Source organism: Paraburkholderia sabiae, from assembly GCF_030412785.1.
In the GTDB taxonomy this organism is placed as follows: Bacteria; Pseudomonadota; Gammaproteobacteria; order Burkholderiales; family Burkholderiaceae; genus Paraburkholderia; species Paraburkholderia sabiae.
The window spans coordinates 652137-678634 of sequence record NZ_CP125295.1 but is presented as its reverse complement, the minus strand read 5'-3'; the positions used below and the strand labels follow the sequence as shown (position 1 = coordinate 678634).

Annotated in this window: 21 protein-coding genes; 16 read left to right on the top strand and 5 right to left on the bottom strand. The window is 62.7% G+C overall.

Features of this window, described 5'->3' with window-relative positions; genetic code table 11:
• Positions 1-144 precede the first annotated feature (144 nt).
• From ileS to dut, 5 genes are all read left to right on the top strand, one after another.
• Complete coding sequence (gene ileS, locus QEN71_RS03030) at positions 145-2982, top strand: isoleucine--tRNA ligase (RefSeq protein ID WP_201650643.1); 2838 nt, start codon at positions 145-147, stop codon at positions 2980-2982.
• Positions 2982-3482, top strand: a complete 501-nt coding sequence (gene lspA / locus QEN71_RS03025; RefSeq protein WP_201650644.1) for a signal peptidase II — start codon at positions 2982-2984, stop codon at positions 3480-3482. The genes ileS and lspA overlap by 1 nt, the downstream gene beginning before the upstream one ends.
• 128 nt (positions 3483-3610) lie before the next feature.
• Complete coding sequence (gene coaBC / locus QEN71_RS03020; RefSeq protein WP_377791002.1) at positions 3611-4855, top strand: bifunctional phosphopantothenoylcysteine decarboxylase/phosphopantothenate--cysteine ligase CoaBC; 1245 nt, start codon at positions 3611-3613, stop codon at positions 4853-4855.
• Positions 4856-4928: 73 nt separating this feature from the next.
• Positions 4929-5933 carry an LLM class flavin-dependent oxidoreductase gene (locus tag QEN71_RS03015; protein WP_201650646.1) on the top strand — a complete coding sequence of 335 codons (1005 nt, stop codon included), beginning with the start codon at positions 4929-4931 and terminating at the stop codon, positions 5931-5933.
• 64 nt (positions 5934-5997) lie between these two features.
• The gene (gene dut, locus QEN71_RS03010) at positions 5998-6444 is read left to right on the top strand and encodes a dUTP diphosphatase (RefSeq protein ID WP_201650647.1); all 447 of its coding nucleotides are present in this window, start codon (positions 5998-6000) and stop codon (positions 6442-6444) included.
• A gap of 108 nt (positions 6445-6552) precedes the next feature.
• On the opposite strand, the gene clpA is transcribed toward dut, so the two are convergent.
• Complete coding sequence (clpA, locus tag QEN71_RS03005; RefSeq protein ID WP_201650648.1) at positions 6553-8853, bottom strand: ATP-dependent Clp protease ATP-binding subunit ClpA; 2301 nt, start codon at positions 8851-8853, stop codon at positions 6553-6555.
• Positions 8850-9164 (bottom strand): ATP-dependent Clp protease adapter ClpS, encoded by a 315-nt coding sequence (gene clpS / locus QEN71_RS03000; protein ID WP_028368427.1) that lies wholly within the window; start codon positions 9162-9164, stop codon positions 8850-8852. The genes clpA and clpS overlap by 4 nt, the downstream gene beginning before the upstream one ends.
• A 539-nt stretch (positions 9165-9703) precedes the next feature.
• Here clpS and cspD point away from each other — a divergent pair.
• The gene (gene cspD / locus QEN71_RS02995; RefSeq protein WP_007586257.1) at positions 9704-9910 is read left to right on the top strand and encodes a cold shock domain-containing protein CspD; all 207 of its coding nucleotides are present in this window, start codon (positions 9704-9706) and stop codon (positions 9908-9910) included.
• Positions 9911-10003: 93 nt separating this feature from the next.
• On the opposite strand, the gene QEN71_RS02990 is transcribed toward cspD, so the two are convergent.
• The 3 genes from QEN71_RS02990 to icd all read right to left on the bottom strand — a co-directional run bounded on the left by QEN71_RS02990 (position 10004) and on the right by icd (position 13501).
• Complete coding sequence (locus QEN71_RS02990) at positions 10004-11632, bottom strand: multicopper oxidase family protein (protein WP_201650649.1); 1629 nt, start codon at positions 11630-11632, stop codon at positions 10004-10006.
• Between the two features lie 129 nt (positions 11633-11761).
• Entirely contained in the window at positions 11762-12103 is a 342-nt protein-coding gene (locus QEN71_RS02985) for a hypothetical protein (protein ID WP_201650650.1), read from the bottom strand.
• A 141-nt stretch (positions 12104-12244) separates the two neighbouring features.
• Entirely contained in the window at positions 12245-13501 is a 1257-nt protein-coding gene (icd, locus tag QEN71_RS02980; protein ID WP_201650651.1) for an NADP-dependent isocitrate dehydrogenase, read from the bottom strand.
• 323 nt (positions 13502-13824) lie between these two features.
• On the opposite strand from icd, the gene QEN71_RS02975 reads away from it, so the two are divergent.
• The 10 genes from QEN71_RS02975 (at position 13825) to QEN71_RS02930 (ending at position 26223) form a co-directional block, all read left to right on the top strand.
• Complete coding sequence (locus QEN71_RS02975) at positions 13825-14394, top strand: pseudouridine synthase (protein WP_201650652.1); 570 nt, start codon at positions 13825-13827, stop codon at positions 14392-14394.
• Between the two features lie 428 nt (positions 14395-14822).
• Positions 14823-15017, top strand: a complete 195-nt coding sequence (locus QEN71_RS02970; protein WP_028370957.1) for a hypothetical protein — start codon at positions 14823-14825, stop codon at positions 15015-15017.
• Positions 15018-15161: 144 nt separating this feature from the next.
• Positions 15162-15677, top strand: a complete 516-nt coding sequence (locus QEN71_RS02965) for a DUF192 domain-containing protein (RefSeq protein WP_201650653.1) — start codon at positions 15162-15164, stop codon at positions 15675-15677.
• A 242-nt stretch (positions 15678-15919) separates the two neighbouring features.
• Complete coding sequence (gene fusA / locus QEN71_RS02960) at positions 15920-18025, top strand: elongation factor G (RefSeq protein ID WP_201650654.1); 2106 nt, start codon at positions 15920-15922, stop codon at positions 18023-18025.
• 693 nt (positions 18026-18718) lie between these two features.
• Positions 18719-19210 (top strand): cupin domain-containing protein, encoded by a 492-nt coding sequence (locus QEN71_RS02955; RefSeq protein WP_028370954.1) that lies wholly within the window; start codon positions 18719-18721, stop codon positions 19208-19210.
• Positions 19211-19221: 11 nt separating this feature from the next.
• Positions 19222-20238, top strand: coding sequence for a HoxN/HupN/NixA family nickel/cobalt transporter (locus QEN71_RS02950; RefSeq protein WP_201650655.1), 1017 nt, complete (start codon positions 19222-19224; stop codon positions 20236-20238).
• Between the two features lie 223 nt (positions 20239-20461).
• The gene (locus QEN71_RS02945) at positions 20462-22147 is read left to right on the top strand and encodes an ABC transporter substrate-binding protein (protein ID WP_201650656.1); all 1686 of its coding nucleotides are present in this window, start codon (positions 20462-20464) and stop codon (positions 22145-22147) included.
• A 31-nt stretch (positions 22148-22178) separates the two neighbouring features.
• Positions 22179-23189, top strand: coding sequence for an ABC transporter permease (locus QEN71_RS02940; RefSeq protein WP_201650657.1), 1011 nt, complete (start codon positions 22179-22181; stop codon positions 23187-23189).
• Positions 23186-24121: an ABC transporter permease gene (locus QEN71_RS02935; protein WP_201650658.1), complete on the top strand. Its 936-nt coding sequence runs from the start codon at positions 23186-23188 to the stop codon at positions 24119-24121. Before QEN71_RS02940 ends, QEN71_RS02935 begins: the two co-directional genes overlap by 4 nt.
• Positions 24118-26223: an ABC transporter ATP-binding protein gene (locus QEN71_RS02930; RefSeq protein WP_201650659.1), complete on the top strand. Its 2106-nt coding sequence runs from the start codon at positions 24118-24120 to the stop codon at positions 26221-26223. Before QEN71_RS02935 ends, QEN71_RS02930 begins: the two co-directional genes overlap by 4 nt.
• The last annotated feature ends 275 nt before the right edge of the window (positions 26224-26498 follow it).

The following is a 26498-nucleotide window of genomic DNA, read 5'->3' as shown; positions in this document are numbered from 1 at the left end:
CCGCGCATCGACGGGCGCCGCCTGCAGCAATGCAACGGCCTCGCATCGTGCGCGACGCCGGGCGCACCGCCAGACGCCTCGCCCGGCGCCACTCAGGCCTTTGCGCATGCCGCGCCCCAACATCGTATTCACCGCTACCTCACCATGAGCAACAAGAAAGCCGATTCGAAACCGCAGGCCCGATACCCCGTCAACCTGCTCGACACGCCCTTCCCGATGCGTGGCGACCTGCCCAGGCGCGAGCCGCAATGGGTCAAGGAATGGCAGGAGCGCAAGATCTACGAGAAGATCCGCGCCGCCTCGAAGGGCCGCCAGAAGTTCATCCTGCACGACGGCCCGCCGTATGCGAACGGCGACATCCACCTCGGCCACGCGGTGAACAAGATCCTGAAGGACATGATCGTCAAGGCGCGCAATCTCGCGGGCTTCGACGCCGTCTATGTGCCGGGCTGGGACTGCCACGGCATGCCGATCGAAATCCAGATCGAAAAACAGTTCGGCAAATCGCTGCCCGCCGCCGAAGTGATGGCGAAGGCGCGCGCCTACGCAACCGAGCAGATCGAGAAGCAGAAGGCCGGCTTCCGCCGTCTTGGCGTGCTCGGCGACTGGGACAATCCGTACAAAACGATGAACTTCGCGAACGAAGCCGGCGAAATCCGCGCACTCGCGAAGATCATGGAAAAGGGCTACGTGTTCCGCGGCCTGAAGCCGGTGAACTGGTGTTTCGACTGCGGCTCGGCGCTGGCCGAAGCGGAAGTCGAGTACAAGGACAAGACCGATCCGACCATCGACGTGCTGTTCACGTTCGCCGAGCCGGAGAAGACGGCGCAGGCGTTCGGTCTCGCCGCGCTGCCGCGCAACGAAGGCGGCGTCGTGATCTGGACGACCACGCCGTGGACGATCCCCGCCAACCAGGCGCTGAACCTGCATCCGGAAATCGTCTACGCACTCGTCGATACGCCGCGCGGCCTGCTGATCCTCGCTGAAGAGCGCGTCGAGGCCTGCCTGAAGTCGTACGGCATCGAAGGCAACGTGATCGCGACAGCGCCCGGCGCGAAGCTCGTGAATCTGCGCTTCAACCATCCGCTCGCGTCCGCGCATCCCGGCTACAAGCGCACAGCGCCCGTCTATCTCGGCGACTACGTGACGACGGAAACGGGTACGGGCATCGTGCACTCGTCGCCGGCATACGGCGTCGAGGACTTCGTGTCGTGCAAGGCACACGGCATGGCCGACTCGGACATCATCAGCCCGGTGATGGGCGATGGCCGCTACATCGAATCGCTCGCGCTGTTCGGCGGTCTGTCGATCTGGGACGCGAATCCGAAGATCGTCGAAGCGCTCGACGAAGCGGGCACGCTGCTGCGCACCGAAAAGTACCTGCACAGCTACATGCACTGCTGGCGTCACAAGACGCCGATCATCTACCGCGCGACGTCGCAATGGTTCGCCGGCATGGACATCAAGCCGAACGACAGCGACAAGACGCTGCGCGAGACGGCGCTCGAAGGCATCGAGGCGACGGCGTTCTATCCGTCGTGGGGCAAGCAGCGCCTGTTCGCGATGATCGCCAACCGTCCCGACTGGACGCTGTCGCGTCAGCGTCAATGGGGCGTGCCGATGGCGTTCTTCGTGCACAAGGAAACAGGCGACCTGCATCCGCGTACGCCCGAACTGCTCGAAGAAGTCGCGAAGCGCGTCGAAGTGTCGGGCATCGAGGCATGGCAGACGCTCGATCCGCGCGAGCTGATCGGCGACGACGCGAACATGTACGAAAAGAACCGCGACACGCTCGACGTGTGGTTCGATTCGGGCACGACGCACTGGCACGTGCTGCGCGGCTCACACAAAGACGAATTGCAGTTCCCGGCCGATCTGTATCTGGAAGGCTCGGACCAGCATCGCGGCTGGTTCCATTCGTCGCTGTTGACGGCGTCGATGCTCGACGGCCGTCCGCCGTACAACGCGCTGCTGACGCACGGCTTCACCGTCGACGGCGAAGGCCGCAAGATGTCGAAGTCGCTCGGCAACGGCATCGATCCGCATGAGGTGTCGAACCGTCTGGGCGCGGAAATCATCCGTTTGTGGATCGCGTCGACCGATTACTCGGGCGAGCTGGCCATCTCCGAAGAAATTCTCAAGCGCGTGACGGAAAGCTATCGACGCATCCGTAACACGCTGCGCTTCCTGCTCGCGAACCTGTCGGACTTCGACTTCGAGAAGCATGCGCGTCCCGTCAGCGACTGGCTGGAAATCGACCGTTATGCCGTCGCGCTGACCGCGAATCTGCAAGCGGACATCCTGTCGCACTACGACCGCTACGAATTCCACCCGGTCGTCGCGAAGCTGCAGACGTTCTGCTCGGAAGATCTGGGCGGTTTCTATCTCGACGTGCTGAAGGACCGTCTGTACACGACGGCACCCGATTCGAACGCACGCCGCTCGGCGCAGACCGCGCTGTATCACATCGCGCACGGCCTGCTGCGTCTGATGGCGCCGTTCCTGTCGTTCACCGCCGAAGAAGCATGGAAGGTGTTCCAGCCGAACAGCGAAACCATCTACACCGAGACGTATCACGCGTATCCGGACGTGCCGGAAGCCGCGACGCTGCTCGACAAGTGGACGCTCCTGCGCGCAGTGCGCAGCGACGTGACGAAGGCGCTGGAAGAAGCGCGTGTCGCGAACCAGATCGGTTCGTCGCTGCAGGCGGAAGTCGAAATCCGCGCGAGCGGCGCGCGTCACGATGCGCTCGCGAGCCTCGGCGCCGACCTCAAGTTCGTGCTGATCACGTCGGGCGCGACGGTCGTGAAGGTCGATAGCGTCGAAGAAGAAGGCGTCGAAGTGATCACGTCGAAGTATCTGAAGTGCGAACGCTGCTGGCACTATCGCAAGGAAGTGGGCGAAAACGCCGAGCATCCGACGCTCTGCGGCCGCTGCATCAGCAACCTGTTCGGCAACGGCGAAACGAGGAGCGCGGCATAATGTCCAGAACGCTGTCGAAATCGACGGGCGGCTCGCTTGCGCCGTGGCTGGGCGTCGCGGTCATCGTGATCCTGTTCGATCAGTTGACGAAGATTGCGGTGGCGAAGGTGTTCGCGTACGGCTCGTCGCATGCGATCGCGCCGTTCTTCAACCTCGTGCTCGTCTACAACCGCGGCGCCGCGTTCAGCTTCCTTGCGATGGCGGGCGGCTGGCAGCGCTGGGCGTTCACGGCGCTCGGCGTCGCGGCGGCCATTCTGATCTGCTATCTGCTCAAGCGTCACGGCAATCAGAAGATGTTCTGCACGGCGCTCTCGCTGATCATGGGTGGCGCGATCGGCAACGTGATCGACCGGCTGCTGTATGGCCACGTGATCGACTTCCTCGATTTCCACGTCGGCGCGTGGCACTGGCCGGCGTTCAATCTCGCGGACAGCGCGATCACGGTCGGCGCGGCATTGCTGGTGTTCGACGAACTGCGGCGCGTGCGCGGCACACGCTGACATAACAACAACGCGGCGCATTCGAGGCCGCATTGCCAGCGCAGGCATCGCGGCCTCGAACCGCGGCGCCCGCGCCCTGGCAGTCTTGCAGTACGAAGCCGGCGCGCTTCACCGATGCGCCGGCCATCATGTCTTGTCGGAGGCATCAGTTGGCCACAGAACTCGCCGGAAAACACATCGTCCTCGGCATGACAGGCGGGATCGCCTGCTACAAGATCGCTGAACTCACGCGGCTGCTCGTGAAAGCGGGCGCCACGGTCCAGATCGCGATGACGGAAGCCGCCACGCAGTTCATCACGCCCGTCACGATGCAGGCGCTGTCCGGCCGCCCCGTCTACACGAGCCAGTGGGACGCGCGCATCGCGAACAACATGCCGCACATCGATCTGTCGCGCGAAGCCGACGCGATCGTGATCGCCCCCGCCTCCACCGATTTCCTCGCCAAGCTCGCGCACGGTCTGTGCGACGACCTGCTGTCGACGCTGTGCATCGCGCGCGACTGTCCGCTGCTCGTCGTGCCGGCGATGAACCGGCAGATGTGGATGAATCCGGCAACGCAACGCAACGTCGCGCAGTTGCGCGCGGACGGCATCGAACTGCTCGGCCCCGATTCGGGCGCGCAGGCATGTGGCGAAGTCGGCGACGGACGCATGCTCGAACCGGAAGCCGTCTATGAAGCGATCGCCGCGTTCTTCACGCCGAAGACGCTGGCCGGCCGCCGCGTGCTGCTGACAGCAGGCCCGACTTTCGAGCCGCTCGATCCCGTACGCGGCATCACGAACCGTTCGAGCGGCAAGATGGGCTTCGCACTCGCGCGCGCCGCGCAGCAGGCGGGAGCCGACGTGCATCTCGTCGCGGGCCCCGTCGGACTCGATACACCGTGGGGCGTCTATCGCGAAGACGTGCAGACGGCGCAGCAGATGCACGACGCCGTGATGCGCGCGGTGCCCGGCTACGACATCTTCATCGGCGTCGCGGCCGTCGCGGACTGGCGCGTCGATCATGTCGCCGAACACAAGATCAAGAAGACGGCCGATCACGCCATTCCGTCGTTTTCGTTCGTCGAGAATCCGGACATTCTGGCTGCCGTCGCGAAGCTTCCGAAAGCGCCGTTCTGCGTCGGCTTCGCAGCGGAAAGCGGCGATCTCGACATTCACGGCGAAGAGAAGCGCAAGCGCAAGAACGTGCCGCTTCTGATCGGCAATCTGGGCCCGCAGACTTTCGGGCTCGACGACAACGAAGTCGTGCTGTTCGAAGCCGCCGGCACGACGCGGCTGCCGCGCGCGGACAAGCAGACGCTCGCGCGTGCACTCATCGCCGAAATCGCCAAGCGCCTGCCGGATGCGAGCGTGACGGGGAGCGTGACAGGTTGAACGCGCCGCGCTCGCCGTCATCGTCCACGTTCACGCTCGAATGCTCTTCATCAGCTAACGTTCTGGTGCTGTCATGACTCTGCTCTCCGTGCTCGACCAGACGCCCGTCATCGACGGGCATACGGTTGCCGACGCGATCGCCGCGACGGTCGAACTCGCGCAACTCGCCGACGACCTCGGCTTCACGCGCTATTGGTGCGCCGAACATCACGGGCTTTATGGCGTGTCGAACCCGTGCCCGGAAGTGATGCTCGCGCGCCTCGGCAGCGTGACGAAGCGCATCCGCATCGGCTCCGGCGGCATCATGCTGCCGTACTACAGCCCGTTCAAGGTTGCCGAGCAGTTCATGATGCTCGAAGCGCTGTTTCCGAATCGCGTCGATCTGGGCGTCGGACGCGCGCCGGGTGGCGACATGCGCACCGCGCAGGCCGTCGCGGCGGGCGCCTACAATCGCGGCGAACTGTTTCCGCAGCAGGTGAGCGAACTCGTCGCGCTGATGGACGGCGCGCTGCCGTCCGATCACCTCGCGCACGGCGTGCTGCTGCAGCCGCAGATCGAGACGCGTCCGCAATTGTGGGTACTCGGTTCCAGCGATTTCGGCGGCATGCTGGCCGCGCAGCTCGGCATCCGCTTTTCATTCGCGCATTTCATCAATGCGCATTTCGGACATTCGGTCGCGCAAGCGTATCGCGAGCGCTTCGTGCCCGGCCACGAGGAAAAGCCGTATCTCGCGGCAGCGGTGTTCGTGATCTGCGCGGACACAGAGCAGGAAGCTGCCGACCTCGAAAAAGCCGTCGATCTACGTCGCGTGCAAATGGCATACGGATTGAACGCGCCCGTGCCGTCCATCGCGCAGGGTCTCGCGCAGGAATATGGCGAGCGCGAGCAGCTGATCATCGACCGGGAAAAGCCGCGCAGCATCATCGGCACGCCCGAGTCCGTGACGGAGCGCATGCGCGCGCTGCAGGAACAATTCGATGCGGACGAACTGATCGTGCTCACGGTCGCGGGCAGCTACCGCGCGCGTCTGCGTTCGTATCAACTGCTGGCCGAGGCGTTCGATCTCGGCAAGTCATGAATCGACTACGGTGTTCCGTTGCGATGACGGGCGCCGCCATTTTTTCAACCTCTCACCGAACTGCATGAAACTCGACCTCAAGATTCTCGACCCGCGCATGCGCGAACAACTTCCCGCCTACGCCACGACGGGCAGCGCGGGCCTCGACCTGCGCGCGTGCCTCGATGCGCCGCTCACGCTCGAACCCGGTCAGACGGCACTCGTGCCGACCGGCCTTGCGATCCATCTCGCCGATCCCGGCTACGCGGCGCTGATCCTGCCGCGATCGGGCATGGGCCACAAGCACGGCATCGTGCTGGGCAATCTGGTCGGTCTGATCGACTCGGACTACCAGGGCCAACTGATGATCTCGACGTGGAATCGCGGCACGACCACGTTCACGCTGAATCCGATGGAGCGTCTCGCGCAACTGGTGATCGTCCCCGTCGTGCAGGCGACGTTCAATATCGTCGACGAATTCGACACGAGCGATCGCGGCGAAGGCGGTTTCGGCAGCACCGGCAAACACTGAGGCATCGCTCAGAATCCGTTCTGAATCGTTGCTTGGCCGAGCGGCCAAATAAAAACGGCGTGGGTTGTGAAACCCACGCCGTTCTTTTTGCTTCGGATGTTTCGACGCTTAGTCGACTTCCACTGCTTCCGGATTCGGATTGCGCGGCGGCGCCGAATTTTCGTCGAACGTCAGCTGGATCTTGTCTTCCGCATCGACGTCGACCGTCACGCGGCCGCCGCTCATCAGCTTGCCGAACAGCAGTTCGTCGGCCAGTGCACGACGGATCGTGTCCTGGATCAGACGCTGCATCGGACGTGCGCCCATCAGCGGATCGAAACCGTGCTTCGCGAGATGCTTGCGCAGCGCGTCGGTGAAGAGCGCGTCGACCTTCTTCTCGTGCAGCTGGTCTTCCAGCTGCATCAGGAACTTGTCGACCACGCGCATGATGATTTCTTCATCGAGTGCACGGAAGCTGATCGTCGAATCCAGACGGTTACGGAACTCAGGCGTGAACATGCGCTTGATATCGGCCATTTCGTCGCCCGTTTCGCGGCGCGTCGTGAAACCGATCGTCGACTTCTGCATCGACTCGGCGCCCGCATTCGTCGTCATGATGATGATGACGTTGCGGAAGTCCGCCTTGCGACCGTTGTTATCCGTCAGCGTGCCGTGGTCCATCACCTGCAGCAGCACGTTGTAGATATCCGGATGCGCTTTCTCGATTTCGTCGAGCAGCAGCACGCAATGCGGCTTCTTCGTGACGGCTTCCGTCAGCAGACCGCCCTGATCGAAACCGACATAGCCCGGCGGCGCGCCGATCAGCCGGCTCACCGCGTGACGCTCCATGTACTCCGACATGTCGAAGCGGATCAGCTCGATACCCAGCGTGAACGCCAGTTGCCGCGCCACTTCCGTTTTGCCGACGCCCGTCGGGCCGGAGAACAGGAACGCGCCGATCGGCTTGTCCGTCTTGCCGAGGCCTGCGCGCGCCATCTTGATCGAAGCCGACAGCGCGTCGATAGCGGGATCCTGACCGAACACGACGGCCTTGAGATCGCGGTCGAGCGTCTGCAGCTTGCTGCGGTCGTCCTGCGACACGCTTTGCGCCGGCACGCGCGCGATCTTCGAGATGATCTCTTCGATCTCGCTCTTGCCGATGGTCTTCTTCTGCTTCGACTTCGGCAGGATGCGTTGCGCTGCGCCCGCCTCGTCGATCACGTCGATAGCCTTGTCGGGCAGATGACGATCCGTGATGAAGCGCGCCGACAGCTCAGCCGCCGCCGACAGCGCCCCCGACGAATACTTCACGCCGTGGTGCTCTTCGAAACGCGATTTGAGGCCACGCAGGATCGCCACCGTCTGCTCGACGGTCGGCTCGGTCACGTCGATCTTCTGGAAACGGCGCGACAGTGCCGCGTCTTTTTCGAAGATGCCGCGGAATTCCGTGAACGTCGTCGCGCCGATGCACTTGAGCGTGCCCGACGACAGCGCCGGCTTCAGCAGGTTCGACGCGTCCAGCGTGCCGCCCGATGCAGCGCCCGCGCCGATCAGCGTATGGATTTCGTCGATGAACAGGATCGCGTTCGGACGTTCCTTGAGTTCCTTCAGAACCGTCTTGAGGCGCTGCTCGAAATCGCCGCGATACTTGGTGCCCGCCAGCAGCGCGCCCATGTCCAGCGAATAAACCTGAGCGTCCACCAGAATGTCGGGCACTTCGCCGCGCGTGATGCGCCATGCGAGACCTTCCGCGATCGCCGTCTTGCCGACGCCGGCCTCGCCGACCAGCAGCGGATTGTTCTTGCGACGACGGCACAGCACCTGCACCACGCGTTCGACTTCCGCTTCGCGTCCGATCAACGGATCGATGCGGCCGTCCTTCGCCATCTGGTTCAGGTTCTGCGTAAATTGTGCAAGCGGCGTTTCCTTTTGCGCAGCGGCTTCGTCCGATTCCGCATTCGCATCCGTCGACTTCGCGGCTTCCGAGCTGTTCGTCTTCGCGATGCCGTGCGAAATGAAATTGACGACATCCAGACGCGTCACGCCCTGCTGCTGCAGGTAATACACCGCGTGCGAATCCTTCTCGCCGAAGATCGCCACGAGCACGTTCGCGCCCGTCACTTCCTTCTTGCCGTTCGACGTGGACTGGACGTGCATGATCGCGCGCTGGATCACACGCTGGAAACCCAGCGTGGGCTGCGTATCGACGTCGTCAGTGCCCGGAACGGTCGGCGTATTGTCGTGAATGAAGTTGCGCAGGTTCTGACGCAGGTCTTCAATGTTGGCCGCGCATGCGCGCAGCACTTCAGCCGCCGTCGGATTGTCCAACAGCGCCAGCAAAAGATGTTCGACCGTGATGAACTCATGCCGCGCCTGGCGCGCTTCCATGAACGCCATGTGCAGGCTGACTTCCAGTTCCTGGGCAATCATGCTTCCTCCATCACGCACTGCAGCGGATGCCCTGCCTGCCGCGCGTGGGTAACGACTTGCTCGACTTTGGTCGACGCGATGTCCCGCGTGTAGACCCCACAAACTCCCCTGCCTTCGCGATGGACCTTCAACATGATCTGCGTTGCGGTCTCTCGATCTTTATTGAAATACTCTTGCACGACCATCACGACGAATTCCATCGGCGTGAAATCGTCATTCAACAGCACCACCTTGAACATGGCAGGCGGTTTCAGCTTTTGTTCCTGCCGCTCCAGTACGGTGTTGTCCTGCTTGTCCGGGATAATCGCCATACACCCATTCTAAACAACTCGGACAGGCCCGCAATCCTGTCAAAACCCGACCGGCTGGCCGGACATCGGTTCCCTCCGGCCCTGTGGAGCAGCCTCTCGCGGGTGCGCTCTGCGCCGGGCCGCGTGCGGTCGGCGGCCCTCCGGTCAATCTGTGTTGCAGCGTGATGACTGCAGTCGGATCGAGTATCGCACAACCCGGGCCAGCAGGCTGATGACACGCCATCGCGCCATCCGCTTCTCACCTCTGCACTGCATGTGAGTCGATTATGCGACTTTTCAAGACGCGCCGCTTGCGCCACCGCACATAAGAAAAGCGGGAGAAACCCTGGAAATTGGTTCTTTACAACGGAGAATTCCGCGTCTCAAAATTTTCTTGACACTCGAATAAAGAGACTCAACAATCAAGCTGGCACTTTTTTCAATAAGCGGTCTAAAGAAAAAATGCCGTTGGTGAGCTTGTGAGGAGGGACGACTGCATCCCGTGGTCGTTGAGCTTTTCGAGGGCTCGTGGCAGCTTTTGAGTTACAGGGGAAGTTGGTATGGCAACTGGTACGGTCAAGTGGTTCAACGACGCGAAAGGTTTCGGATTCATTACGCCCGACGAAGGCGGTGAGGATCTGTTTGCACACTTTTCGGCTATCCAGATGAACGGTTTCAAGACCCTCAAGGAAGGCCAGAAAGTTAGCTTCGAGGTCGTTCAAGGCCCGAAGGGCAAACAGGCATCGAACATTCAGTCCGCAGCCTGATACGTTCGGTCCGCAGCCTTGAAAACCCGGCTTCATGCCGGGTTTTTTCGTTTCTGGCGTTGGCAATGCCTCTAACGATAACTACGGCAGCAATCAGACAACCTTGAGGGTTGCCATCATGCCGAGATCCTCGTGTTCCAGTATGTGGCAATGGAACATCCGCTCGCCTGCGTCGCGCTGCACCGTCGCGATGCGTACCGTCTCGCCGGGCTGCACGTTGACGGTATCCCGCCATGCAAGATACGGCTCGGGCACCGCGACGCCGCCCCGCTCCCGCCGGATCACCTGAAACTGCGTGCCGTGCAGATGGAACGGATGATCCATGTCGGTGCGGTTTTCGATCGACCAGACTTCGACTTCGCCCCGCCGGCTCGTCAGCGCGATGCGCGATGAATCGAAACGCGCGCCGTTGATCATGAACTGCATGCCGGGCGGCAGCGCCGACATCGTCGCGCCCGGACGGTGCATCGCCGTCATGTCCATTTCTTCCGAGAAGACGACCGATTTCCGCGGGGCTTTGTCGGCCGCGCTGTCAGTGGATGACAGCAGCGGGGCGATCGGTCGCAATGTCGGCGGCACGGTGCGCGCCGCAGCCGTCGACGACGGCGTGAAGCGCACGTCGGCGAGCGGCTTCGCGGGATCGGCGGGCAGACTCTTGCCTTCCGTCATCGTCATCTTGCGGCGGTCGTACGCGGCTGCCGTGAGAACCGCCGTCGACGCCTGCGCACCGGCGCGCACGACGATCTCCGCCCGCTCGCCCGGCGCGAGCAGCAGTTCCGTCAGCCCGTCGCGCGGCTTGTCGAGCAGCCCGCCGTCGGTGCCGACCTGCGTGAAGGTCCGGTTCCCGCCCAGCGACAATCTCAGATAGCGGGCATTGCCGCCATTCCACAGACGCCAGCGCTCATCCTGCGCGACGTCGATTCGCGGCCGGCGCGCGCCGTTGACCAGCACGAACTGCCCTTCGCGGCCATTCATCCAGTCCATCATGTCGTTCGGCGCGACGGACGCGTCGCTTGCCAGCTTCAGGTCCGTGAAGAACAGGTGACGCTCAGGAAACGCGGCGAGCGGATCGTCGGCGGCACGCACGACGATCGGCCCGGCCAGCCCGCGAAACACCTGTTCCGCCGACATCATGTGCGGATGCGGGTGATACCAGTACGTGCCCGCGCTGCCGGGCGGCAAGGTGAATCGGTAGACGTGCGTTTCGCCGGGCGCGACCGGGTTCATCGGATTGCCGTCCTGATCGGGCGGTACGGGCAGACCGTGCCAGTGAATCGTCGACGGTTGCGGCAGATGGTTGACGAAGCGGATTTCGACGGTGTCGCCTTCGCGCACGTCGATGAGCGGTCCGACGATCGGCCCTTGGGCGGCATCGCCGTAGAGCCACAGAGCAGTCGGATGTCCCGGCATTAACTGGCGGCGCACGGGTTGCGCGACGAGCGTCGCGCGGAATACGCCCGGCTCGCTGCTTTCGTTGCGCAATGTGCGCAACGCAGCGAGCGGCGCGCCGGACGGAATCGCCGTTTCGGGCGCGAGCTTCGGCGTTCCTTGTGCGGCGTGTTGGTTGGCGTGCGACGAGTGCGACGACGACATGCCCGGCATGTCGTCCATGTCACTCATGCCGTGCATGTCGTGCATTGAATGCTGTGCGGAAACATTGCGCGCGAAAAGCGACGCAACGGCAACGCTCAACGTACGGGCGAGAAATTCCCTGCGAATCATGGATCGTTTCCTTGCTGATGCGGCGCGGCAATCGTGTTGCACGCGAACGCATGGATCGTGTGACGACAGCGTGATGCGTGTCGCCCGCTTGCGCGCTGTTCGATGAGAAGCAGCGCTGACACGAACCCGTCAGGCGATCGGCGGACGAACAGGCGGCGCACGTGTGACGCTCGCGCGCATCGCGTCGCTATCGGCAAAGTGAATCTCGGAGGCCGCAGCGTGCGCCGACACGCTGACACTCGATAGCAACGCACCGCAATGCACGCCGCACGCGCTCATGCAGCACAACGAATGCGTGCGATGGCAACTGGAATCCCGATCGCTGGTTGACGCAAGGCAATGTGCCGCTTCCGCATGCACCGGGACGACACCCGAAGACACATCATGATGATGATGCTCGCAAGCGAACGCGCCCTGCATGCCGAGCAGAGAAAACGTCAACACGATGACAATGCGCCACAGCAATTTCATGCGAGCGGATGCGAGCAGGAGCAAAGAAAACAGACAACGGATCATAACGCAGTCACGTTGCCGCATTCGGGCGAACGCACAAAACAAAACCCCGGCGCTCGCCGGGGTTTCGTCACTGCCATTCAGAACGCAGAATCGCGCTCACATGTTCTCGATCATCACCTGACCGAAGCCCGAGCACGACACCTGCGTCGCGCCTTCCATCAAACGCGCGAAGTCGTACGTAACGCGCTTCGACAGAATCGACTTTTCCATCGACGCCAGGATCGTATCCGCCGCTTCCGTCCAGCCGATATGCCGCAGCATCATTTCCGCCGACAGAATCTCCGAACCCGGGTTCACGTAGTCCTTGCCCGCATACTTCGGCGCGGTGCCGTGCGTGGCTTCGAACATCGCGACGGAGTCGGACATGTTCGCGCCCGGTGCAATGCCGATGCCGCCGACCTGCGCAGCGAGCGCGTCGGAGATGTAATCGCCGTTCAGGTTCAGCGTTGCGATCACGTCGTATTCGGCGGGACGCAACAGGATCTGCTGCAGGAACGCATCGGCGATCACGTCCTTCACGACGACGTCGTTGCCCGTCTTCGGATTCTTCACCTTCATCCACGGCCCGCCGTCGATCAGCTCGGCATTGAATTCCTTCTGCGCGAGCGCATAGCCGTAGTCACGGAACGCGCCTTCCGTGTACTTCATGATGTTGCCCTTGTGCACGAGCGTGACCGTACGACGATCGTTGTCGAGCGCATATTGAATCGCCTTGCGCACCAGACGCTCGGTGCCTTCGCGCGACACCGGCTTCACGCCGAGACCCGAAGAGTCCGGGAAGCGGATCTTCTTCACGCCCATTTCGTCGCGCAGGAACTGGATGACCTTCTTCGCTTCAGGCGACCCGGCCGGCCATTCGATACCCGCGTAGATGTCTTCCGAGTTCTCGCGGAAGATCACCATATTGACCTTCTCCGGTTCGCGCAGCGGCGACGGCACGCCCTTGAAATACTGCACGGGACGCAGACACACATACAGATCGAGTTCCTGACGCAGCGTGACGTTCAGCGAACGGATGCCGCCGCCGACGGGCGTCGTGAGCGGCCCCTTGATCGACACGATGTAATCCTTCACGACCTCCAGCGTCTCATCGGGCAGCCACACGTCGGGACCATAGACCTTGGTCGCCTTCTCGCCCGCGTAGATTTCCATCCAGTGGATCTTGCGCTTGCCGCCGTATGCCTTTTCGACGGCAGCATCGACGACCTTGATCATCACGGGCGTGATGTCGACACCCGTACCGTCGCCTTCGATGTACGGAATGATCGGCTGATCGGAAACGTTGAGCGAGAAATCCGGGTTGACAGTGATCTTGTCACCGTCAGCCGGAACCGTGATGTGCTGATACGCCATGATCGGACTCCAGTGATAGCTGTACTGTGAGAACAGGTTGGAAATGCAAAACCGGGGCGCTTCTCTTGCGCGCGGCGCAGCGTCACGCCGATGCGAGTGCTGATGCCGGATACCGATGCAACAAGCGGCCAGGCGGGTATTCTAGCCCACACCGGCGCCAGGCCGCGCTCCGGGCGTGCACGTACGAGGCCTCGCGCACGCTGTTCCTTGTTCGAACCTGTTTTACATTCGATGTCTTATATAAGACGTGGAAATGAGCTTGACGACGCATGCGTTAAGATTTCGCTATTCGTTATCGCTGGCCCGGCTCTCCTCTTTCGCGCATGACTCTGCTCGCTCTCAACAAACCCTTCGGCACGATCTGTCAGTTTTCGCCGCACGAAACACGCGCGTCGCTGGCCGACTGGGTGAAGGTGCCCGGCGTCTATCCCGCTGGCCGTCTCGACTCCGATAGCGAAGGTCTGCTGCTGCTCACCGACGACGGCGCGCTGCAAACGCGCATCGCGGAGCCGAAGCACAAACTGGTGAAGCGTTATTGGGCGCAAGTCGAAGGCGCGCCAACGGAACAGCATCTAAAGGCGCTCACGCGCGGCGTCGATCTCGGCGATTACGTCACGCGACCTTGCCGCGCCGATTTCGTCGAACCCGGTGACGCGCTATGGGATCGCACGCCTCCCATCCGATATCGCGCGGCCATTCCGACGACATGGATCGAACTGTCGATCACCGAAGGCAAGAACCGCCAGGTGCGCCGCATGACAGCGGCCGTCGGGTTTCCGACGCTGCGTCTCGTGCGTGTCGGCGTCGGTGCGCTCGATATTTTTTCGCTTGGGCTGCAGCCCGGCGAAAGCCTCGAGCTATCTGCGCGCGCACCGTGGGATGGCGTCGCGTAGCAATTCATGCACCCGCAAATCACGCTTCGATAAATCGCTAAGCCGTTGTATCGACATGCGTTTCTCACGCAATTGCATCAATTTGAAAATGCGCTTGCAAAGTACAAAAGCCGCCCTAAAGCGCCGCTAATTCGCGCACTCTGCGACGCGTTATCAGCTTCGAAAAAATTCCTGAAAATTTTCGTCAACCACGTCGCGCGTTCATGCGTTAGTCCACGCAGATGCCGCTGAAGCTGTCCGGCATTCAGCCTCAAGAGCCTTGGTGCACGCCGCTCCAACGACGTGCACGAAGGTGTCTGAACGCTAGCAGCCGCAAAGAAAATTTTCTTCGATGCGGATGTCAACCGAAAGGTGGATGGCACGTTTAACGACATGACTCAATCTAACCGGGTCATTAGGTTATTTATCTAAAGCTGAGGATTCGCAAAATGAACAAACTGATCGCCGCTCTGGTCGCTGGTCTCTTCGCAACGGCAGCATTCGCACAAGCTTCGGCACCGGAAGCAGCTTCGGCAGCTCCGGCAGCAGCAGCTTCGTCGCACAAGGCAACGAAGAAGGTTTCGCACAAGAAGTCGCACAAGAAGGCAGCTCCGGCAGCAGCAGCTTCGGCAGCGTCGGAATAAGTTTGTTGCAATAACGCAGTCAAGAACTAGCAGAATTGCCGTTCTTACGGCGTTGAAAGGCAGATGGCCGCAAGGTCCTCTGCCTTTTTGTTTTTGACGCGCTCGCGTAACATTCGCGAGTCATATTCAGCAAGGAGCTACGTCGTGCGATTTTCATTGCGCTCGTTGATCGCGCGCTTCGCGATTGCAGTTGCATTGCCTGTTGCCGCATTGTCGGCTGTGTCGTTCGCGGCGATGTCCGCGCAAGATGCGCATGCGCAGCAGATGCCGCAGGGCGCGAAACAGCCCGGCGATTTCCCACGCGCAAAACTCACGGCGGGCATGTTCGTGATCGACGCCGCCGTGGCCGCGAACGATGCCGATCGCGAGCAAGGTCTGATGTACCGCTCGCAACTCCAGCCGAACGAAGGCATGCTCTTCGTGTTCGGCGAGAACGCCGTGCATTGCTTCTGGATGAAGAACACGCTGATTCCGCTGTCGATCGCATTCATCCGCGCGGACGGCACGATCACCGACATCGACGAAATGCAGGCGGAAACCACCAACAACCATTGTCCGAAGAACAATGGTGTCTATGCGCTCGAAATGAGCAAGGGCTGGTTCACGTCGAAGGGCATCAAGCCCGGTATGAAGATTCAGGGGCTGCCGGCGCCGCAATAAGCGCACGGCCCGACGAAAAGCCGCAAGCCGGCGCAGCCGAAAGGCGCGCCGGCTTTTTTGCGCCCGCTGCATCGCAACGTCCGGCGGTCGCCGGGCCCTTCCTGGCAGGATTCCTGCAAAAGCGGGGGCGACACGCTATTCTTATAGTCTCACCAGCAGCACCGAGATCGTCCGGGCCGCGCAGCAGATGACCGCGGACGGCCCGGCGCCATTCACCGGCGCGCCAACTCATGGAGGTTCACGTGCCCCGCAAGACTCCTATCGAGCGATATCGGAACATCGGTATCAGTGCTCACATCGATGCCGGCAAGACCACCACCACCGAACGCATTCTTTTCTACACCGGCGTGACCCACAAGATCGGCGAGGTTCACGACGGCGCGGCGACGATGGACTGGATGGAACAGGAGCAGGAGCGCGGCATCACGATCACGTCGGCGGCCACGACGGCCTTCTGGAAAGGCATGGCCGGCAATTATCCGGAGCACCGGATCAACATCATCGACACGCCGGGACACGTCGACTTCACGATCGAAGTCGAGCGCTCGATGCGCGTGCTCGATGGCGCGTGCATGGTCTACGACTCGGTCGGCGGCGTGCAGCCGCAGTCCGAAACCGTGTGGCGTCAGGCGAACAAGTACAAGGTGCCGCGCATCGCGTTCGTCAACAAGATGGACCGTGTCGGCGCGGACTTTTTCCGCGTGCAGAAGCAGATCGGCGAGCGCCTGAAGGGCGTGGCCGTGCCCATCCAGATTCCCATCGGCGCGGAAGAGCATTTCCAGGGCGTCGTCGATCTGGTGAAGATGAAGGCGATCGTGTGGGATGACGAGAGCCAGGGCATCAAGTTCACGTACGAAGAGATCCCCGACAACCTGAAGGAACTCGCGCACGAGTGGCGCGAAAAGATGGTCGAGGCAGCGGCGGAAGCAAGCGAAGAGATGCTCGAAAAGTACCTGACCGACCACGAGAGCCTGACGGAAGACGAGATCAAGGCGGGCATTCGCAAGCGCACGATCGCCAACGAGATCGTGCCGATGCTGTGCGGCAGCGCGTTCAAGAACAAGGGCGTGCAGGCGATGCTCGACGCCGTGATCGACTATCTGCCCTCGCCTGTCGACGTGCCCGCCATTCTGGGTCACACGGAAGACGACAAGGAAGCGGAGCGTCATCCGAGCGACGACGAGCCGTTCTCGGCGCTCGCGTTCAAGATCATGACGGACCCGTTCGTCGGCCAGCTGATTTTCTTCCGCGTGTATTCGGGTGTCGTCGAATCGGGCGATACCGTCTACAACCCGGTGAAGGAAAAGAAGGAGCGCCTAGGCCGTATCCTTCAGATGCACGCGAACGAGCGCAAGGAAATCAAGGAAGTGCGCGCGGGCGACATCGCGGCGGCTGTCGGTCTGAAGGAAGCGACCACGGGCGACACGCTGTGCGACCCGAACAACATCATCATCCTCGAACGGATGATCTTCCCTGAGCCGGTGATCTCGCAGGCCGTCGAGCCGAAGACGAAGGTCGACCAGGAGAAGATGGGCATCGCGCTGAACCGCCTTGCGCAGGAAGACCCGTCGTTCCGCGTGCAGACGGACGAAGAATCCGGCCAGACGATCATCTCGGGCATGGGCGAACTGCACCTGGAAATTCTCGTCGACCGGATGAAGCGCGAGTTCGGCGTCGAGGCGACGGTGGGCAAGCCGCAGGTCGCGTATCGCGAGACGGTGCGCACCAAGGTCGAGGATGTCGAAGGCAAGTTCGTCAAGCAGTCGGGTGGCCGCGGGCAGTATGGTCACGCGGTGATCTCGCTCGAACCCGATCCGGGCAAAGGCTACGAGTTCATCGACGCGATCAAGGGCGGCGTGATTCCACGCGAGTTCATTCCTGCTGTCGACAAGGGCATTCAGGAGACGCTGAAGGCCGGCGTGCTGGCGGGTTATCCCGTCGTGGACGTGAAGGTGACGTTGACGTTTGGTTCGTACCACGACGTGGACTCGAACGAAAACGCGTTCCGCATGGCTGGCTCGATGGCGTTCAAGGAAGCGATGCGCAAGGCGAAGCCGGTGCTGCTTGAGCCGATGATGGCTGTTGAGGTTGAGACGCCTGAGGACTTCATGGGTAATGTGATGGGCGATCTGTCCGGGCGGCGCGGGATCGTGCAGGGGATGGAGGATATTGCCGGCGGCGGTGGCAAGCTCGTGCGGGCTGAAGTGCCTCTTTCCGAGATGTTCGGATATTCCACCTCGCTGCGCTCGTTGACGCAAGGGCGCGCTACTTACACGATGGAGTTCAAGCAGTACGCCGAGACGCCGAACAACGTGTCCGAAGCTATTATTAATTCGAAATCCAAATAGGTTTTTTGTTTTCGCTGCGCGAAGGCCCGTTCTTTTTGGACGGGCCTTTTTTGTTTTGCTGCGCTGGCATCCGCGAATTCGTATCCGTGCTTCACGCGTTGCCCCTGTGCGGGGCGGCACCTACTTTTCTTTGCAGCGGCAAAGAAAAGTAGGCAAAAGAAAGCCGCTCTTGAACCTCCGGTGCCTGCCTGGATAACGGCACGGCACACGGTCTTTGAGCTGTCGCGCAGCAACTCCAACACTCCGTAGAAAGCTCGCAGTCAGGCGCGCGCGGCGCGAAAGATAACATCCACCTGGGGCACATTCGGTCGGCTTGCTTTTTTGTGTTTGCCGTCGGTTTGATTGCGGCGGTATGTGCTCCGGATTGTGTGTGGAGTTTCCGCGCCGTGCGCGGTTGACTGCGGGCTTTCTACAGAGTGTGGAGGTCGCTGCTCGATAGCTCAACTGCGGCATGCTGAAACGCTATCCCGGCAGGCACCGGAGGTACAAAAGCGGCTTTCTTTTGCCTACTTTTCTTTGCCGCTGCAAAGAAAAGTAGGTGCCGCCCCGCACAGGGGCAACGCATGAAGCACAGAGACGAAATCGCGGATGCCAGCGACGAACTCGCGGATGCCAGCGCACCGCAGCAAAAAGCACCAACATTTTGACCATGCCAGAATGGCAAAGCAAACCGACCGGCAAGGAGACAAAAAAATGTCCCACGACGACGATCATCAAGCGCCGACAGACTGGCGCACCAACGGCGTGAAGGTCATCAAAGGCGACCAGCTGGACACAAACACCCCCCAAACCCCAGGCATGAACCGAGCCGCAGCAATCAACGCCGCCCGCGTAGGCGCGCAAAAAATCTGGGCCGGCACGGTAACGATCCACCCGAACGCAAAAACAGGCGCCCACCACCACGGCGCATTAGAAAGCGTGATCTACGTCGTCCGCGGCCACGCAAGAATGCGCTGGGGCGAACATCTGGAGTTCACCGCCGAAGCCGGTCCCGGCGACTTCATCTTCGTGCCGCCCTACGTGCCGCATCAGGAAATCAACGCCAGCACCGACGATCCACTCGAATGCGTGCTCGTGCGCAGCGACAACGAAGCCGTCGTCGTGAACCTCAACATCGATGCCGTCGAGCAACCCGAAACCGTCTACTGGGTCGACCCGATCCACAAACACCCGCACGATCACTAAGCCCGTCCCCCATGACGCCGACCTCCCTGCGCCCCCGCCTCGTCACGCTGTACGTGGGTCTGATCGCCGCCAATCTCGCCGCGTGGGCGTGGGCGCTGATCGCATTTCGCCACTATCCGCTGCTGCTCGGCACTGCGTTGCTCGCGTATGGATTCGGTCTGCGCCATGCCGTCGACGCCGATCACATCGCCGCCATCGACGCCGTCACGCGCAAGCTGATGCAGGAAGGCAAGCGCCCGCTCGGCGTCGGGCTCGCGTTTTCGCTCGGGCATTCGAGCATCGTGATCGCGGCCACCGTCGGCATCGCGTTGACGGCGCTGTCGCTGCACGGGCGCTTCGAGGCGCTTCATGCCGTCGGCGGGACCATCGGCACGATCGTGTCGTCCGTGTTTCTGCTCGTGCTCGCGGGCGTGAATCTCGTCATTCTGCGCGACGTGTGGCGCCGCTACCGGCACGTTCAGCAAGGCGGACAACTGACGCACGAAGATGCCGCGCGCGCCGCGCCCGCCGGTCTGCTGTCGCGCGCGCTCAAGCCGCTGTTCAGGCTCGTCACGAAGAGCTGGCACATGTATCCCGTCGGCGTGCTGTTCGGCCTCGGCTTCGATACGGCCACCGAAATCGGCCTGCTCGCCATTGCCGCCGCCGAAGCGGGCAAAGGCCTGCCGCTCTACTCGATCCTCGTGTTTCCCGCGCTCTTCACGGCAGGAATGACGCTCGTCGATTCCACCGATAATGTCCTCATGGTCCACGCGTACAGCTGGGCAATGGACGACCCGAAACGCAAGCTCTACTACAACGCCAGCATCACGTTCGTGTCGGCCGTCGTGGCGATTGCGATCGGCGGCATCGAGGCACTCGGATTGCTAGCAGACAAGCTGGAACTCAACGGCGGCGCATGGGACGCAGTGGCGGCCGTCAACGAGCGCTTCGGGATGCTGGGCTACGGCATCGTCAGCGTGTTCATGCTGTGCTGGATCGGCTCGATCCTGTTTCATCGCTGGCGCCGGCCCGCTGCGGCCACCCACTAACGCGCCGACGCCCGAGCATCGGAACACGCGTCCCGACGCCGTGCCGTTGTGCGCACGACACAACTCTCGCCTCGGATTCGTCTGAAGGGAACCGTGCGCGGTAGCGAATGCTCCTAATTGGGAGGCAATCGCTTACACTGATCCCGCATCGTGATCGCAGTACCACCGCAGCGCCGCGCCTTTGCGCATGGCGTCCCAACAGAACGGATCGGACCCACCATCGATGAAGAATTCCGCGGACCCGCGTTTTGCGCCTCGCCTGGCCGAATCGGTTGAACTCGACGCGACGCGCCGCAGCGCCGACGCCCACGGCAACCACGCCATCGACGAATTCCTCGCCGGCCGTCTGACGCGCCGCGAACTGCTGCGCTATGCGAGCGTGATGGGGATGTCGCTCGCGGGCGGCGGCCTGCTGGCGCCGCGCAGCGCTCGCGCTCAAGGCGCAGCGGGCGCCAACGCCACGATCCGCGTCGCGCATCTGACGCCCGCGGGCGCCGTCGATCCGATGACGGTCACCGACGCCGCCAGCCTCTGCCTGCTCAATCAGACGGGCGAATTCCTGATCGACGACGACGGCGAAAAGCAGACGCTCAAGCCCTCCCTCGCGCTGTCATGGAAGCCGAACGACAAGGGCGACGTGTGGACCTTCAAGCTGCGCGAGAACGTGAAATTCCACGACGGCCAGGCCTTCACCGCGAAGGACGTCGCCGCGACGTTCGACCGTCTCGCCGATCCCGCCGCCGGTTCGGCTGCGCTGTCGACCTTGAAGGGCGTGCTGTCGAAGGGCAACACGAAGGTCGTCGACGATCACACCGTCGCGTTCCATCTCGACGCGCCGAACGGCAACTTCCCGTACTACGTCTCTTCGGACAACTACAACGCCGTGATCCTGCCCGCGAACTATGCAGGCAACTACGAGAAAACCTTCATCGGCACGGGTCCGTTCAAGCTCGAAAAGTATCAGGCAAAGGTGGGCGCGTCGTTCGTGCGCAATCCCGACTACTGGGGCGACAAGGCGCTGCCGCAGCGCGTGCAGTTCACGTTCTACGCGGACCAGCAGGCGCAGATTCTCGCGCTGCAAGGTCATCAGGCCGACGTGATGGGCACCTTCACCGTGCAGGGCGGCCAGGGTTTGATGAACAACCCCGAGTTCAAGGTGATCGGCGTGAAGTCGAGCGCTCACCGGCAGATTCACATGCGCGTCGACAGCCCGCAGTTCAAGGACAAGCGCGTGCGTCAGGCGCTCGCGCTGTCGCTCGATCGCGATGTGATCGTCAAGGGTCTCTTCAAGGGACGCGCGCAGGTCGGCAACGACAGCCCGTTTGCGCCCGCGTTTCCGTCGTCGGATGCAGGCGTGCCGCAGCGCAAGATCGATGTCGCGAAGGCGAAGCAGCTGCTCGCGGCGGCGGGCGTGCCGAACGGCTTCGACGTGACGCTGACGACCGAAAAGTACATGGAGATTCCCGACCTCGCCGTCGTCGTGCAGAACTACGCGAAGGCCGTCGGCATCCGCATCAATCTGAAGGTGGAGAGTCAGTCGCAGTACTACGGTTCGGGCACGCCGGGCAAATCGGACTGGCTCGATTCGCCGCTCGGCATCACCGACTACGGCAGCCGCGGCGTGCCAAACGTGTTCCTCAGCGCGCCGCTGACGAGCGGCGGCACGTGGAACGCCGCGCACTTCAAGAATCCGCAGTACGACAAGCTGGTCGCCGACTACGTCGCGGCGCTCGATATCGCCGCGCAGAAGAAAGTGTCCGCGCAGATCCAGACGTTGTTGCTCGACGAAACGCCCGTGATCTTCCCGTTCTTCTACGATCAGCTGATCGCCGCGCGCAAGCAGCTGAACGGCGTGCGCTTCACGGCGATCGCGCAGCTGTATTTCGATCGCGCGACGCTCGCGGCCTGATTGCGCGCAACGCAGCGAGCCAGGTACAACGATGTCGACGACGGTTTCCTCATCCTCCGTGGCTCGCGGCACAGGCGGCGCGGCGCGTGTCGCACGCTTCGTGGCGACGCGCGTCGGCCTTTCGCTGATCACGCTGTGGCTGCTGTCGGTGATCGTGTTCGCGGGCGGCCAGTTGCTGCCAGGCGATATCGGCCGTGCAATTCTCGGCCCGCTCGCCGATGCCCGCGCCGTCGCCGCGCTCAATCATCAGCTGGGCGCGGACCGGCCGCTTCTCACGCAGTACACGCAGTGGATCACGCATTTCGTGCAAGGCGATATGGGCACGTCGTACATCTTCCGTGAACCCGTCTCGCAGTTCATCGGTAGCGCGCTGGCAAATTCGGCGAAGCTCGGCCTGCTCGCGTTCGTCGTGGTCGTGCCGCTCGGCATCGCGGGCGGCGTGTGGGCCGCGATGCATGCGGGACGCTGGCTCGATCGCACGATCAGCATTGCGGGGTTGTCGGCGACCGTCGTGCCCGAGTTCGTGTCGTCGATCGTGCTGATTCTGATATTCGGCGTGTGGCTGCAATGGCTGCCCATCGACGCGACGTATCCGCCCGGCGCCGGCATCTTCACGCAACTGAAGCATCTGGTGCTGCCCGTGCTGCCGCTCGTGTTCGTGTTCTTCGGCTATATCGCCCGAATGGCGCGCGCGGGCACCGTCGAAGCGCTCGATGCCGACTACACGCGCACCGCGATTCTCAAGGGACTGCCGCCGCATATCGTGATCTTCCGGCATGTGCTGCGCAATGCATTGCTGCCGACGATCACCGTCGCCGCGACGCAGCTCGGCTACATGATCGGCGGACTCGTCGTGGTGGAGACGCTGTTCCACTATCAGGGCATCGGCTCGCTGATCTACAACGCCGCGAAAGCGAAGGACTTTCCGATGCTCGAAGCGGGCGTGCTGACGGTCGGCGTCGTCTATACCGTCGCCAATCTCGTCGCCGATGGGCTGTACGTGCTGCTCAATCCGCGTCTGCGCGTGGGGAGCACCGAATGAGTACGACGACGCCTTCTACGCCCAATACGCCCAATACGCCCAATACGCCCAATACGCCGGATACACCGGATAAGCCCGTCCCGCCGTCGACCCCACGCGCACGCGACAGCCGCCACGACGTGCTGCGCGCATTGCTGCGTTCGCCGACCTTCATCGTCGGCGCGCTGATCGTGCTGTGGTGGATCGTGTGCGCGATTGCGGGCTTGTGGATCGCGCCGCTCGATCCATACGCGTCCGATCCGTTGAATTCGCTCACGCCGCCCGCGCAAGGTCACTGGTTCGGCACCGATCAACTCGGCCGCGATGTGCTGTCGCGCGTGATCGTCGGCGCGCGCGACATCCTCACGATCGCCCCGCTCGCGACGCTGCTCGGTACGCTCGCGGGCACGGCGCTCGGTCTTTTCGTCGGCTATTTCGACGGCTGGGTCGACAACGTGGTCGGACGCGCGATCGATGCCGTGCTCGCGCTGCCGCTCGTGATCGTCGCGCTGCTCGCGCTCGCGGCCGTGGGCGCGTCGAACTTCACGGTGATCCTCGTGATCGGCATCACGTTCACGCCGATCACGGCCCGCACGGTGCGCGCCGCCGTGTTCGCAGAACGGCATCTCGACTACGTGGCGGCCGCCCAATTGCGCGGCGAAAACGCGTTCTACATCATGTTCGCCGAGATTCTGCCGAACGTGCTGCCACCCATCATCGTCGAAGCGACGGTGCGCCTCGGCTACGCGATCTTCGCGGTCGCGACGCTGTCGTTTCTCGGCTTCGGCATCCAGCCGCCTTCCGCCGACTGGGGCCTCGCGCTCTCCGAGTCGTACACGCTGATGGCGGGCGGCGCATGGTGGACGGTCGTATTCGATGCCGCTGCGATCGCCTCGCTGGTGGTCGGCGTGAACCTGATCGCGGATGCCGTGCAAGGAGCCGTCGACGCATGAACGGCCCCTCTCCTCCCCCGCCGCCCGCCTCGTTCCCCGCCTTCGACGTATCGAAGAGCGAGCAGTCGGACGCGCTCACCATCGTCGGACTGACGGTTGCGTATCGCACGCGAGGACGCGAACGCGAGGTGCTGCAGGACGTATCGTTTCGCATCAAGCGTGGCGAATCGTATGGGCTCGTCGGCGAATCGGGCTGCGGCAAGTCGACGGTTGCAATGGCGACGCTGCGCTATCTGGCGCGCAACGGACGCGTGAAGGCGGGCCGCATTTCGATCGCGGGCAAGGACGTGAATGCGCTCGATGCCGCCGCCTTGCGAACGCTGCGTGCGAACAGCATATCGATGGTGTATCAGGATCCGTCGCGCGCGCTCAATCCGTCGCTGACGGTGGCGCGCCAGGTCGCCGAAGCATTCGAAGCCTCGGGCGCTTCCTACGACGACGCGCTGCGGCAGACGGCAGAGATCTTGCGCAAGGTGCGCATCGCCGAGCCGGAACGCGTGATGGACAGTTATCCGCATCAGCTGTCGGGCGGCATGCAGCAGCGCGTCGTGATTGCGATGGCGCTCGCGTCGAAACCCGCGCTGCTGATTCTCGACGAACCCACCACGGGACTCGACGCAACCGTCGAAGCCGAAGTGCTCGATCTCGTCGCGCAGCTGCGCGAGGAATTCCACACGGCGGTGCTGTTCATCAGCCATAACCTGGCCGTGATCGGCAGGATGTGCGAGCGCGTCGGCGTGCTGTATGCGGGCAAGCTCGTCGAAGAAGGCGTGACGCAGGATGTATTCGCGCGGCCCCGGCATCCGTACACGGTCGGCCTGCTGCGCTGCCTGCCGACGGTAGGACGCAGCAAGGACACCGACCGGCTGGATACGATCGCGGGCAGCTTGCCGCAGCCGGGTTCCATCACGCAGGGCTGCGTGTATCTGGAACGCTGCCGTCTCGCCGACGACCGCTGCCGACGCGAAGCGCCGCCGCCTTATCGTGTGAGTGCGCAGCATGGCGATCAGATGTCGCGCTGTCATTATCACGAGCGTGCCATCGACTTGCCGCGCATGACGCCCGTCGAAGCCTCCGCGAACGGGCGCATCGCGTACGACGCCGCGCCCGTGCTGCGCGCGGAAAACGTCTCGAAGACTTTCCATGTCGCGGGCGCGGCGCTGCGTGCCGTCGACGATGTGTCGCTCGAACTCGCGAAAGGCGAGACGCTCGGTCTCGTCGGCGAATCGGGCAGCGGCAAGACGACGCTCGCGAAGCTGCTGCTCGGGCTTGTCTCGCCCGATGAAGGCAGCGTGCTCGAACTCGACGGCGCGCCTCTGCCGGCGCGCGTCACGAGCCGCAACGACGATCAGGTGAAGTCGCTGCAGATCGTGTTTCAGAATCCCGATTCGGCGCTCAATCGCGCGCATTCGGTGCGGCGGCTGATCGGGCGCGCGCTATCGCGTCTGTCCGCGCTGCGCGGCGACGCGCGCGAGGCAAGGCTCGAGTCGCTCGCACAGGCTGTGCGGCTGCCCGATCGCTATCTGACGTCGCGCACGCGGCAACTGTCGGGCGGACTCAAGCAGCGCGTCGCGATTGCGCGCGCGTTTGCGGGCGATCCGCGCATCGTCGTGTGCGACGAGCCGACCTCCGCGCTCGATGTCTCCGTGCAGGCCGCAATCCTCAATCTGCTCGCCAATCTGCAGCGCGATCGCGGCGTGAGTTATGTGTTCATCTCGCACGATCTGAACGTCGTGCGCTATCTGTCCGATCGGATCGCCGTGCTGTACGTGGGGCGCCTGCTCGAGATCGGACCGGCCGCGGCCGTGTTCGACGGTCCGCATCATCCTTATACGGAAGCGCTGCTGTCGTCGGTGCCGACGCTCGATCTGCACGACGGCGAAACACCCGCCGACGCGAAGCGGCAGCGCATCCATCTGTCCGGCGAACTGCCGAGTCCTGCCGCGCCGCCGTCGGGCTGCGTGTTTCATACGCGCTGTCCGCGCAAGCTCGGCGCGATCTGCGAGCAGCAGGATCCGCCCTCCACCGATGCCGGCGACGGTCATCGTATCCGCTGTCATATCCCCGTCGACGAACTGCGCGTGCTTCAACGGCGCAACTGATTCCCGCTTGCCGATTCGCTGCTGCATCGCGCGTTGAAACGAAAAACGCCGTGTTTCGACCCGCGCGTTTCAGGTCCGAAACGTTTTTCTCGCGTTTTACAGCGTGCGCGAAATGGCGGTCACGCAAATGCCACGTGCGGCGGGCGTCTGCGCGCAATGGCATGTTTATCGCTAAATGACGCTCACGCATGGGGTTGCGTCGGGATCGACAAAAACCTTGAGCTCCGGGACTTCGCGCCGGTACACGAACGACGCAACGGCGCAAAGAAAAGACA